Source organism: Streptomyces sp. NBC_01217 (assembly GCF_035994185.1).
In the GTDB taxonomy this organism is placed as follows: domain Bacteria; phylum Actinomycetota; class Actinomycetes; order Streptomycetales; family Streptomycetaceae; genus Streptomyces.
The window spans coordinates 6,368,709-6,381,715 of the sequence record NZ_CP108538.1; the positions used below are offsets into that span (position 1 = coordinate 6,368,709).

Genomic DNA, 13,007 nt, shown 5'->3' on the forward strand with positions numbered 1-13,007 from the left:
CCCGAAAGGGGCGCTGCGCCGAGGAGAGGGCTGCGCCGGGGAGGACGCAATACGCGAGGGGGATACGGGCGATGTACGGCCGATGGGCGAACGATCCGACACCGCGGGGCAGTCGGCGGCGAGCGGTACCCGTTCCGGGCTCCCCGCAGTCCGGCCGCGGGGCGTGCGCGCCGGTTGTCGCGAGGCGGACGGCAGGGCCGGAGCGGGCCCCGTCCGGGCGCCGGGTGCGCGCGCACCCGGCGGCGTCGGGTGATCCCCGGTGAGCGCCCCGGCCGGCGCCCTCGGGGCGTTCCTCTCCCGGCGGTCGGCCGTCGGCGGCGCATCCGCACTGGTCCCGCAGGTCCTGCTCGGCCTCGTCTGCGGCGGCTACGCGGTGGGGGCGGCCCTCGGCTGGGGTTCTTCGGAACTGGCGCTCATCATGGGGGACTTCGGCCTCAGCGCCGCCGCGCTGGTCGCGGCCGTCTCCTGTTTCCTCTACGCGCGGACCGGCGGTGACCGGTTCCGGCCCGCCTGGCTGCTGTTCTCGCTCTCCTCGCTCATGGCCGCCGGGGGCAACGCGGTCTGGGGCTGGTACGAGGTCGTGCTCGGCATCCCGGTGCCCGGCACCTCCCTCGCCGACGTCTTCTACCTCTGCTTCGCACCGCCCGCCGTCGTCGGGCTGCTCGTCCTCGCCAAGCGCCCCGTCACCCGGGCCGGCTGGCTCTGTCTCGCACTGGACTCCTGGCTGATCGGCGGATCGCTCCTCACGCTCTCCTGGAGCCTCGCCCTCGCCCACACCGCACATCTCGTGGACGCCGAGGGCGCGAGCGTGGCCCGCGCCGCGCTCTCGCTGGCCTATCCGCTGCTCGACATCGTGCTGGTCTCCATGGTGCTGGCCCTGCACTTCCGGCGATCCAGCGTCAATCGCTCCGCGGTGAACACCGCCGTCGCCGCCCTCGCCCTGACGGTCCTGTCCGACGCGCTGTTCACTTCTCCGCTGCTGCGCCAGAGCTACCACTCCGGCCAGCTGCTGGACGCGGGCTGGTTCGCCGGTTCCCTGCTCCTCGCGTACGCACCCTGGGGCGCGAACAGCGCGGCGGACAACGCCTTCCCGCCGCGGGGGGCGCCGCGCTCGACCAGCCGCCCCATCGCGGGATCGCTGGCCGCGCTGACGCCGTATCTCGCCGCCGCCGTCTGCACCCTCGGCATTCTGTACAACGTCATCGAGGGCCGCCGGGTGGACCGGGTCGTGGTCTTCACCGGCTGCACGGTGGTGCTCGCCCTGGTCGTACGGCAGGGCATCATGCTCGTCGACAACATCGCCCTCACCCAGGAGCTGGCCCAGAAGGAGAACCACTTCCGCTCCCTGGTGCAGGGCTCCAGCGACGTCATCATGATCGCCGCCCCCTCCGGCGTCCTGCGCTACGTCAGCCCCGCCGCCGCGGGGGTGTACGGGCGCGATGCCGACGACCTGGTCGGCGCCGAGCTCGCCTCGATCATCCATCCCGAGGACCTGGGGCGGGTGGTCCACGAGGTGCGCCGGTTCCTCGCCGCCTCCCCGGGAGAGGAACCCACCACCCGCATCGAGTGCCGCTTCAGATCCGGTACGGGCGACTGGCTCAACGTCGAATCCACGGTCAACCGCCACCAGGGCGGACTGATCCTCAACAGCCGCGACGTCACCGAACGGGTGCGCCTGCAGGCCCAGCTGCAGCACAACGCCGAACACGACCCGCTCACCGACCTGCCCAACCGCGCCCTGTTCACCGAGCGGGTACGCCAGGCCCTGGGCGGCCGCCGCTCCGGCGACCCCGGCACCGCGGTGCTCTTCATCGACCTCGACGGCTTCAAGGCGGTCAACGACCGCCTCGGCCACCAGGCGGGCGACGAGCTCCTCATCCAGGCCGCCCGCCGCCTCCACGAGTCCGTACGGGCCGGTGACACCGCCGCCCGCCTCGGCGGTGACGAATTCGCGGCGATCATCCTCGGCGACGGCATCCGCGAACAGTCCGCCCGCGAATGCCAGGTCCACGAGATCGCCGACCGGCTGCGCCTGACCCTCTCCCAGCCGTACCGCATCGGCGCCGGTGAGGTCAGGGTCGCCGCGTCCATCGGCGTCGCCTTCGCCGAGCCCGGCATCTCCCCGAGCGACCTCATGCGCAACGCCGACCTCGCCATGTACCGCGCCAAGGCGGGCGGCAAGGACCGCGTCGAGCTGTACGCCCCGCAGATGCAGGCCGAAGTCGTACGCCGCTCCGAGCTGGCCGCCCGGCTGCGCACCGCCCTGCGCGACGGCGAGTTCGCCCTGCTCCACCAGCCCGTGGTGCATCTCGCCAGCGGCACCGTCGCCGCCGTCGCCGCCCAGGCCCGCTGGCGCTCCGCCCAGGGCATCCTGTTCACCCCGGCCGAATTCCTCCGCGTCGCCGAGGACGGCGACCGCACCGCCGAGCTGGGCCGCTGGCTCCTCGAAGAGGCCGTCGAGCAGGCCGCCGACCGGGCCAGGGCCGGCCACCCGGTCTCCGTCGCCGTGCGGCTCTCCGCCCGCCGCCTCCTCGACAAGGGCATGCCGTTCGGCTCCGTCGAGGCGCTGCTCACCCGGCACGGCCTGCCCTCCGGCGCCCTGATGATCGAGGTCGCCGACAGCGACCCCCGGATCTCCTTCGAAGAACTCGAACAGCGCCTCGTCGCGCTGCGCCGGCTCGGCGTCCGCATCGCACTCGACGGCTTCGGCAGCGGCTACGCCGCGATCAACGCCCTGCGCCGGCTCCCCATCGACGTACTGAAACTGGACCGCGGTCTCGTCGAGGGAGTCGTGGAATCCGCCCGGCTGCACAAGATCACCAGCGGCCTCCTGCGCATCGCCTGCGACCTCGGTATGCAGTCCGTGGCCGACGGCGTGGACGTACCGGAGCAGGTCCTCGCACTGCGCGCCATGGGCTGTACGCACGGCCAGGGAATGGCCTTCTCCGGGCCGCTCGACGAGTACCGGCTGCGCCGCGCCCTGGCCCGGGGCGAGTTCCCGGTGCCCAGCAGCGCCACCGCCCAGCCGGTCCTGGCAGGCGGCTCGATCCCGCTCCTCAGTGGCTCACATGTTGAGACGCCCGTCCCACCCACTTGACACGCTGTAGGCGCCGGAGAGAGGGTCATGGCCATGCGCACCCGAATTCTCGTACTTGGAAAGCGCGTCGGCTGAAGCAGAGTCCCTCCCTGACACTCTGCAGACCGCACCGGCGCGCTCCCCTCGCTTGCCTCACGGCACGAGGGGTTTTTTGTTGCACTAAGACCAGGCATAACCTCGCAAAACACCCGCAAAAACCCTCAGCTTCGAGAAGAGAATGCCGATGACCGAGCAGGCCACCGGGGCCCACCATCCCCAGCCGCGGGCCCGTAACGGCGGATCGTCCGCCGCCACCGTTGAGCACGTCACGGGCGCGCAGTCACTCATCCGGTCTCTTGAGGAAGTGGGGGCCGACACGGTATTCGGCATCCCCGGCGGCGCCATCCTTCCGGCGTACGACCCGATGATGGACTCCACCCGGGTCCGTCATGTGCTGGTCCGTCACGAGCAGGGCGCCGGACACGCCGCCACCGGCTACGCGCAGGCCACCGGCAAGGTCGGCGTCTGCATGGCCACCTCGGGCCCCGGCGCCACCAACCTGGTCACCCCGATCGCCGACGCCCACATGGACTCCGTCCCGCTGGTCGCGATCACCGGCCAGGTCGCCTCCGCGGCGATCGGCACGGACGCCTTCCAGGAGGCGGACATCGTCGGCATCACGATGCCGGTCACCAAGCACAACTTCCTCGTCACCAAGGCCGAGGACATCCCGCACACCATCGCCGAGGCCTTCCATATCGCCTCCACCGGCCGTCCGGGCCCCGTCCTCGTCGACATCGCCAAGGACGCCCTCCAGGCGCAGACCACGTTCAGCTGGCCGCCGACCATGGACCTGCCCGGCTACCGCCCGGTCACCAAGCCGCACGCCAAGCAGATCCGCGAAGCCGCCAAGCTGATCACCCAGGCCAAGCGCCCGGTGCTGTACGTCGGCGGCGGTGTCATCAAGGCGGGGGCCACCGCCGAACTGAAGGTCCTCGCAGAGCTCACCGGAGCGCCCGTCACCACCACACTGATGGCGCTCGGCGCATTCCCCGACAGCCACCCGCTGCACGTCGGAATGCCGGGCATGCACGGTGCGGTCACCGCCGTCACCGCGCTGCAGAAGGCCGACCTGATCGTCGCCCTCGGAGCCCGCTTCGACGACCGCGTCACCGGCAGGCTGGACAGCTTCGCCCCGTACGCCAAGATCGTCCACGCCGACATCGACCCGGCCGAGATCGGCAAGAACCGCACGGCCGACGTGCCGATCGTCGGTGACGCCCGCGAGGTCATCGCCGACCTCGTCCAGGCCGTCCAGGCCGAACACACAGAGGGCCACACCGGCGACTACGCGGCCTGGTGGCAAGATCTCAACCGCTGGCGCGACACCTACCCGCTCGGCTACGACCTGCCCGAGGACGGCAGCCTCTCGCCGCAGCAGGTCATCCAGCGCATCGGCCGGCTCGCCCCCGAGGGCACGATCTTCGCGGCGGGCGTCGGCCAGCACCAGATGTGGGCCTCGCACTTCATCCAGTACGAGCAGCCCGCCACCTGGCTGAACTCCGGCGGCGCCGGAACGATGGGATACGCGGTCCCGGCCGCGATGGGCGCCAAGGCCGGCATGCCGGACCGCACCGTCTGGGCGATCGACGGCGACGGCTGCTTCCAGATGACCAATCAGGAACTCACCACCTGCGCGCTGAACAACATCCCGATCAAGGTCGCGATCATCAACAACGGCGCGCTCGGGATGGTCCGCCAGTGGCAGACCCTGTTCTACAACCAGCGGTACTCCAACACCGTGCTGCACTCCGGCGCCGACACCGAGGGCATCCCGGCGAAGGGCACCCGCGTCCCGGACTTCGTCAAGCTGTCCGAGGCCATGGGCTGCTACGCGATCCGCTGCGAGGACCCGGCCGACCTGGACAAGGTCATCGAAGAGGCCAATTCCGTCAACGACCGCCCCGTCGTGATCGACTTCATCGTCCACGAGGACGCCATGGTGTGGCCGATGGTCGCCGCAGGCACCTCCAACGACGAGGTCATGGCCGCCCGCGGGGTCCGCCCCGACTTCGGCGACAACGAAGACGACTGAGAGACAGAGAGAGACCGACTCCATGTCCACCAAGCACACGCTCTCCGTCCTGGTCGAGAACAAGCCCGGTGTCCTCGCCCGGATCACCGCCCTGTTCTCCCGCCGCGGCTTCAACATCGACTCGCTCGCGGTCGGTACCACCGAACACCCCGACATCTCGCGCATCACCATCGTCGTCAATGTCGAGGACCTGCCCCTGGAGCAGGTGACCAAACAGCTCAACAAGCTGGTCAACGTCCTGAAGATCGTCGAACTCGAGCCGTCCGCTGCGATCCAGCGCGAGCTCGTCCTGGTGAAGGTCCGCGCCGACAGCGAGACCCGCTCCCAGATCGTCGAGATCGTCCAGCTGTTCCGCGCCAAGACCGTGGACGTCTCCCCGGAGGCCGTCACGATCGAGGCGACCGGCGGCGCCGACAAGCTGGAGGCCATGCTCAAGATGCTGGAGCAGTACGGCATCAAGGAGCTCGTCCAGTCCGGCACCATCGCCATAGGGCGCGGCGCGCGCTCGATCACCGACCGTTCGCTGCGGGCACTCGACCGTTCGGCCTGATCCGAAAGCACCAGTCGCCGCCGCCTCGCCGCTCGTATGGCGAGACCCGAAAACGTATCTGACGCACCCCGCCGTACGGTGGGACGCAACACCTGCACACCAAGGAGAAGACCCAGTGGCCGAGCTGTTCTACGACGACGATGCCGACCTGTCCATCATCCAGGGCCGCAAGGTCGCGGTCATCGGCTACGGCAGCCAGGGCCACGCCCACGCGCTGTCGCTGCGTGACTCGGGTGTCGACGTCCGTGTCGGTCTGCACGAGGGCTCCAAGTCCAAGGCCAAGGCCGAGGAGCAGGGCCTGCGCGTGGTGACCCCGGCCGAGGCCGCCGCCGAGGCCGACGTCATCATGATCCTCGTCCCGGACCCGATCCAGGCCCAGGTCTACGAGGAGTCCATCAAGGACAACCTCAAGGACGGCGACGCGCTGTTCTTCGGCCACGGCCTGAACATCCGCTTCGACTTCATCAAGCCGCCGGCCAATGTCGACGTCTGCATGGTCGCCCCGAAGGGCCCGGGCCACCTGGTCCGCCGTCAGTACGAGGAGGGCCGCGGCGTTCCGTGCATCGTGGCCGTCGAGCAGGACGCCTCGGGCAACGGCCTGGCGCTCGCCCTCTCGTACGCGAAGGGCATCGGCGGCACCCGCGCCGGCGTCATCAAGACGACCTTCACCGAGGAGACCGAGACCGACCTCTTCGGCGAGCAGGCCGTCCTGTGCGGTGGCACCGCCGCTCTGGTCAAAGCCGGTTTCGAGACCCTGACCGAGGCCGGATACCAGCCGGAGATCGCGTACTTCGAGTGCCTGCACGAGCTGAAGCTCATCGTGGACCTCATGTACGAGGGCGGCCTGGAGAAGATGCGCTGGTCCATCTCGGAGACCGCCGAGTGGGGCGACTACGTCACCGGCCCGCGGATCATCACGGACGCCACCAAGGCCGAGATGAAGAAGATCCTCGCGGAGATCCAGGACGGCACCTTCGCCAAGAACTGGATGGCCGAGTACCACGCCGGTCTGCCCAAGTACAACGAGTACAAGAAGGCCGACAGCGACCACCTCCTGGAGACCACGGGCCGTGAGCTGCGCAAGCTCATGAGCTGGGTCAACGACGAGGACGCGTAACTCTTTCGCCCCGGGGGCGGGTCATCCGGCCCGCCCCCGGGGCGTTGCCCTGCTTCACCGCTGGAAGAGGCGGCGTCGTACGTGTGTACAAGTCGTCCACCCCCGTGTGGGTGATCCTTCCATCGGGGCTCAGTATGCGTCCTGGCGCATGACTACACTTCTCCACACATACACGCGTCAGGCCCACAGTGTCGTGCGTCTTCCACGCGGCAAGCCCCTCCACCGCCTGCGGCCGTCGGGACGGCCGTCCGCACTGGACCTGTGAGGACTCACGTGAGCTCGAAACCTGTCGTACTCATCGCTGAAGAGCTGTCGCCTGCCACGGTTGACGCCCTGGGTCCGGATTTCGACATCCGGCACTGCAACGGCGCGGACCGCGCCGAGCTCCTCCCCGCGATCGCCGACGTCGATGCCATCCTGGTGCGCTCCGCCACCAAGGTCGACGCCGAGGCCATCGCCGCCGCGAAGAAGCTGAGGGTCGTCGCCCGCGCGGGCGTCGGTCTGGACAACGTCGACGTCTCCGCCGCCACCAAGGCCGGCGTGATGGTCGTCAACGCGCCGACGTCCAACATCGTGACCGCCGCCGAGCTGGCCTGCGGTCTGCTCGTCGCCACCGCGCGCAACATCCCGCAGGCCAACACCGCCCTCAAGAACGGCGAGTGGAAGCGCTCCAAGTACACCGGCGTCGAGCTGAGCGAGAAGACCCTCGGTGTCGTCGGCCTCGGCCGCATCGGCGTGCTGGTCGCGCAGCGCATGTCGGCCTTCGGCATGAAGATCGTCGCGTACGACCCCTATGTGCAGCCCGCGCGCGCCGCGCAGATGGGCGTCAAGCTCCTCACGCTGGACGAGCTCCTCGAAGTCGCCGACTTCATCACCGTGCACCTGCCCAAGACCCCCGAGACGCTCGGTCTGATCGGCGACGAGGCGCTGCACAAGGTGAAGCCCTCGGTGCGCATCGTCAACGCCGCGCGCGGCGGCATCGTCGACGAGGCGGCGCTCGCCTCCGCCCTCAAGGAGGGCCGGGTCGCCGGCGCCGGTCTCGACGTGTACGCGAAGGAACCCTGCACGGACTCCCCGCTGTTCGAGTTCGACCAGGTCGTCTGCACCCCGCACCTCGGCGCCTCCACCGACGAGGCGCAGGAGAAGGCGGGCATCGCGGTAGCCAAGTCCGTGCGCCTCGCCCTCGCCGGTGAGCTCGTGCCGGACGCGGTCAACGTCCAGGGCGGCGTCATCGCCGAGGACGTACGCCCCGGCCTGCCGCTCGCCGAGAAGCTCGGCCGGATCTTCACCGCGCTCGCGGGCGAGGTCGCGGTCCGCCTGGACGTCGAGGTGTACGGCGAGATCACCCAGCACGACGTCAAGGTGCTCGAACTCTCCGCGCTCAAGGGCGTGTTCGAGGACGTGGTCGACGAGACCGTGTCGTATGTGAACGCCCCGCTCTTCGCGCAGGAGCGCGGTGTCGAGGTCCGCCTCACCACCAGCTCCGAGTCGCCCGACCACCGCAATGTGGTCACCGTCCGCGGCACGCTCTCCGGCGGCGAGGAGGTCGCGGTCTCCGGCACGCTGGCCGGACCCAAGCACCTCCAGAAGATCGTCGCCGTCGGCGAGTACGACGTGGATCTGGCCCTGGCCGACCACATGGTGGTGCTGCGTTACGAGGACCGTCCCGGTGTCGTCGGCACGGTCGGCCGCATCCTCGGCGAGGCAGGACTGAACATCGCGGGCATGCAGGTCTCGCGGACGGACGCGGGCGGCGAGGCGCTGGTCGTCCTCACCGTCGACGACGACGTCCCGGCTTCGGTGCTCGCCGAGATCGCCACGGAGATCGGTGCGGCGTCGGCCCGTATGGTGAACCTCTCCGACTGACGGCTCCGGAGTCCCACGTACCCGGCATCTAGACGTGCGTCTTACACGGACGTCTGGATGCCGGGTACGCTGCTGTCATGGGACATCGTGAGGATCTGCTCGAAGGCGCCAAGCGCTGCCTGCTGGAGAAGGGGTACGCCCGGACGACGGCACGCGACATCGTGGCCGCCTCCGGTACGAACCTCGCCTCCATCGGCTACCACTACGGCTCCAAGGAGGCCCTGCTCAACCTCGCCTTCCTCAAGGTGACGGAGGAGTGGGGCGATGTGCTCACGAAGCAGCCGGACGAAGACGCGGCCGCGGGTGACGCCGAGGTGGAGAAGCCGCCGCTCGACCAGTTCCGCGACACCTGGGAGCGGGTGATCGCCGGCTACGAGCAGTCCCGGTCCGTCTGGCAGCTCCAGACGGAGGTCGTCTCCCGCATCGACTCCGACCCCGAACTGCAAAAGGCCCTGGCGGGCCCGCAGCGCGAGGGGCGAAACGGGCTCGCCCAGAGCATGCTCGGCATCGACCCGGAGACGGAACCGGAGAAGGCGCGGGTGGCCGGACTGTTCTGCCAGGCGCTGCTCGCGGGCGTGATGGTGCAGTGGCTGATGGACAGTGAATCCGCGCCGTCCGCACAGGACCTGACGGACGGCCTGAAGGCGGTGCTGGAGGGGCGGGCGCCGTAGTCGGCTCAGGGCGGATCGCACGACAGCGGGGAAGGAGGAGTACCCACTCCTTTCCACTCTCAACATATAGCGCATGGGGGGCCTTGCGGCAAGGCCCCCATCGTGCCGCAGAATCATCGGCCGAGGCCAGAACCTGCGGAAATGGGAGAGTCACGAAGTGCGTGTGCTGTTGTCTACGTATGGGTCGCGTGGGGACGTCGAACCGCTGGTGGGACTCGCGGTGCGGCTGCGGGCACTCGGCGCGCAGGTGCGGGTGTGCGCGCCGCCGGACGAGGAGTTCGCGAAGCTGCTGGCCGGTGTCGGCGTGGAGCTGGTGCCGGTCGGCCGGTCGGCGCGCGCGTTGACGATCGGGACGACGCCGCCGTCCGCCGCGGGCCTGCCCCAGCGAGCGGCCGAGCTGATCGCCGGTCAGTTCGACGCGGTCACCACGGCGGCCGAGGGATGCGATGTGCTGGTGGCGACCGGCGTGATGCCGGCCGTGGCCGGCGCGCGGTCGGTGGCCGAGAAACTGGGCATCCGCTCCGTGTCCGTGACCTTCCAGCAGGTCACCCTGCCGTCCCCGCACCACGCGCCGCTGGCGTATCCGGGCCGGCCGTTCCCGCCGGAGGTGACCGACAACCGGGTGCTGTGGGATCTGGACGCCCGGAGCATCAACGCGCTGTTCGGTGCGGCGCTCAACACGAACCGGGCGTCGATCGGTCTGCCACCGGTGGACAACGTCCGCGACCATGTCATCGGTGACCGGCCGTGGCTCGCGACGGACCCGGTCCTGGACCCGTGGAAGGGGTCGGCGGACCTCGACGTCGTACAGACCGGCGCGTGGATCCTGCCGGACGAACGGACCCTCCCGGCCGAGTTGACGGCGTTCCTGGACGCCGGCGCACCACCCGTGTACGTGGGCTTCGGCAGCATGCCCATGCGCACATCGACGGACGTCGCCCGGGTGGCCATCGAGGCGGTCCGCGCGCAGGGCCGCCGCGCACTCCTCGCCCACGGCTGGGCCGACCTGGCCCTGATCGACGACCAGGACGACTGCTTCGTCGTCGGCGAGGTCAACCAGCAGGCACTGTTCGGCCGGGTGGCCGCCGTCGTGCACCACGGCGGCGCGGGCACCACGACGACGGCCACCCGGGCCGGTGCGCCTCAGGTGGTGGTACCCCAGGCGACGGACCAGCCGTACTGGGCGGGCCGGGTGGCAGAGCTGGGCATCGGCGCGGCACACGACGGTCCGACTCCGACCGCCGAATCCCTGTCGGCCGCGCTCAGGACGGCCCTGACCCCCGGGACCCGCGCACGAGCGAGGGCCGTGGCCGGCACGGTCCGCGCCGACGGGACGACCGTGGCCGCGAGGCTGCTGCTCGACATGGCCGACCGCGAAAGGCCATCGGTGTCCGCGTGAACCACGCGGGACCGCCAAGCCGGACGCCTTGCCGCGCGCAATGGTCGCAAGCGGCCTCAAAACGGAGCTGATGACGTGAACCCCCTGACCACCAGTGCGTTCGGCCTTCCCGACCGCCTCTCCCACAAGGCGGACCCGGCGCTGATCGCCGGGGACGAGCAGCACTTCGCGGCCATCGCGGAGTGCCTTGAGCAGTCGATCGCCGAGCTGTCCGACCGCCTCGATGCCGAGCTCAAGTCGCCCGGCGGCGCAGGCCGGCAGGCGATGGACCGGGACGTGGAGGTCCACCGGCTGACCGCGCGCCTGCGCGCACTGCGCCGCTTCGGCCTGGACCTGTGCCTCGGACGCATGGTCGGCGCGGACGACCCCGAGCCCGTGTACGTCGGACGGCTCGGCCTCACGGACAGTACGGGGCGGCGGCTGCTGCTCGACTGGCGCTCCCCTGCGGCCGAGCCCTTCTTCGGAGCCACCCACGCCAACCCGACGGGTCTGGCGAGCCGCCGCAGGTATCGCTGGACCGGTGGCCGGATCAGCGACTACTGGGACGAGGTGTTCACCTCGGACGGGTTCGCCGGGCACGCCGCGCTCGACGACCAGTCCGCCTTCATCGCCAGCCTGGGCAGCAACCGCTCGCCCCGGATGCGAGACGTGCTCGGCACCATCCAGGCCGACCAGGACGCCATCATCCGCGCGGGATCCCGCGGCGCTCTCGTCGTCGACGGCGGTCCGGGTACGGGGAAGACCGTCGTCGCCCTGCACCGCTCCGCCTACCTCCTCTACTCCGACCCCCGCCTGAGTCACCGCCGGGGCGGCGTGCTGTTCGTCGGTCCGCACCGGCCCTACCTGGCCTACGTGGCCGACGTCCTGCCCAGCCTCGGGGAGGAGGGTGTGCAGACCTGCATCCTGCGGGACCTCGTCGCCGAGGGAGCCGCGGCAGCGATCGAGACCGCCCCGGACGTGGCCCGCCTGAAGTCGTCCGCGAACCTGGTGAACGCGATCGAGACGGCCGTCAGGTTCTACGAGAAGCCGCCCGCCAGGGGGATGACGGTCACGACCCACTGGTCCGACATCCGGCTGAGCGCCGACGACTGGGCCGTGGCGTTCGAGGCGGCAGAACCCGGTACCCCGCACAACGAGGCGCGCGACCAGGTCTGGGAGGAGCTGCTCACCATCCTGGTGGACAAGCACGACGGTGACGCCCCGGCCGACCGGCTCCGCAAGTCGCTGCTGCAGAACAGGGAGTTGCTCACGGCCTTCGACCGTGCGTGGCCGCTGCTGGAAGCGGCGGACCTCGTCGCAGACCTGTGGTCCGTACCCGCCTACCTGCGGATGTGCGCTCCCTGGCTCGGCCCCGACGACGTGTCGAAACTGCAGCGTGAGGACGCCCGGGCCTGGACGGTGTCCGACCTGCCGCTCCTGGACGCGGCACGGCAGCGGCTCGGCGACCCGGAGGCGTCACTGCGCAGGCGTCGGCACGAGGCCACCCTCGCCGCCGAACGCGCGCGCCGGGCCGACGTCATCGACGGCATCCTGCGGGACACCCAGATCGACGAGAGCGAAGGCGCGGTGGGGATGCTGCGCGGACGCGACCTGCAGGACGCCCTGATCGACGAGAGCGCACCGCCCGGCGCCGAACCGGACCTGCTCGCGGGCCCGTTCGCCCACATCGTCGTGGACGAGGCCCAGGAACTGACCGACGCGGAGTGGCAGATGCTGCTGCTGCGGTGCCCGTCCCGGAGTTTCACCATTGTCGGGGACCGTGCCCAGGCCAGGCACGGGTTCACGGAGTCGTGGCAGGAACGGCTCGACCGGGTCGGGCTCGACCGGATCGACCTGGCGTCCCTGAGCATCAACTACCGGACACCGGCGGGAATCATGGCGGAAGCCGAGCCGGTCATCCGGGCCGTGCTCCCGGACGCCAACGTGCCGACCTCCATCCGCAGCAGCGACGTCCCCGTCGTCCATGGATCCGCTTCGGATCTGAGCTCGGTCCTCGACACCTGGCTCGCCGCACATGCCGACGGGATCGCCTGCGTCATCGGCGATCCCGCGTTCCGGACGACGTCCCGTGTCCGGTCGCTGACCCCGGAGCTGTCGAAGGGACTTGAGTTCGACCTGGTCGTCCTCATCGACCCGGAGACGTTCGGCAAGGGCATCGAGGGAGCGGTCGACCGCTATGTCGCGATGACCCGGGCGACCCAGCAGCTCGTCATCCTCACGAGCTCCTGACGCC

General features: G+C 70.3%; 8 protein-coding genes. All 8 read left to right on the top strand.

Going from position 1 to position 13,007, the window contains the following annotated elements:
• The first annotated feature begins 259 nt into the window (after window positions 1-259).
• The 8 genes from OG507_RS28590 to helR all read left to right on the top strand — a co-directional run bounded on the left by OG507_RS28590 (window position 260) and on the right by helR (window position 13,003).
• Window positions 260-3,097, top strand: coding sequence for a putative bifunctional diguanylate cyclase/phosphodiesterase (locus OG507_RS28590; protein WP_327370016.1), 2,838 nt, complete (start codon window positions 260-262; stop codon window positions 3,095-3,097).
• A gap of 217 nt (window positions 3,098-3,314) precedes the next feature.
• Window positions 3,315-5,171, top strand: coding sequence for an acetolactate synthase large subunit (locus OG507_RS28595; protein WP_327370017.1), 1,857 nt, complete (start codon window positions 3,315-3,317; stop codon window positions 5,169-5,171).
• Window positions 5,172-5,193: 22 nt separating this feature from the next.
• Window positions 5,194-5,721, top strand: a complete 528-nt coding sequence (ilvN, locus tag OG507_RS28600) for an acetolactate synthase small subunit (RefSeq protein WP_327370018.1) — start codon at window positions 5,194-5,196, stop codon at window positions 5,719-5,721.
• 115 nt (window positions 5,722-5,836) lie between these two features.
• On the top strand, window positions 5,837-6,838 hold the full coding sequence (gene ilvC, locus OG507_RS28605) for a ketol-acid reductoisomerase (RefSeq protein ID WP_327370019.1): 1,002 nt from the start codon (window positions 5,837-5,839) through the stop codon (window positions 6,836-6,838).
• Between the two features lie 273 nt (window positions 6,839-7,111).
• Entirely contained in the window at window positions 7,112-8,704 is a 1,593-nt protein-coding gene (gene serA / locus OG507_RS28610) for a phosphoglycerate dehydrogenase (RefSeq protein WP_327370020.1), read from the top strand.
• A 77-nt stretch (window positions 8,705-8,781) separates the two neighbouring features.
• Window positions 8,782-9,375 carry a TetR/AcrR family transcriptional regulator gene (locus tag OG507_RS28615; RefSeq protein WP_327370021.1) on the top strand — a complete coding sequence of 198 codons (594 nt, stop codon included), beginning with the start codon at window positions 8,782-8,784 and terminating at the stop codon, window positions 9,373-9,375.
• Window positions 9,376-9,532: 157 nt separating this feature from the next.
• A complete protein-coding gene (locus OG507_RS28620; RefSeq protein WP_327370022.1) occupies window positions 9,533-10,774 on the top strand; it encodes a glycosyltransferase in 1,242 nt (413 codons plus the stop codon).
• Window positions 10,775-10,849: 75 nt separating this feature from the next.
• A complete protein-coding gene (gene helR, locus OG507_RS28625; protein ID WP_327370023.1) occupies window positions 10,850-13,003 on the top strand; it encodes an RNA polymerase recycling motor ATPase HelR in 2,154 nt (717 codons plus the stop codon).
• The last annotated feature ends 4 nt before the right edge of the window (window positions 13,004-13,007 follow it).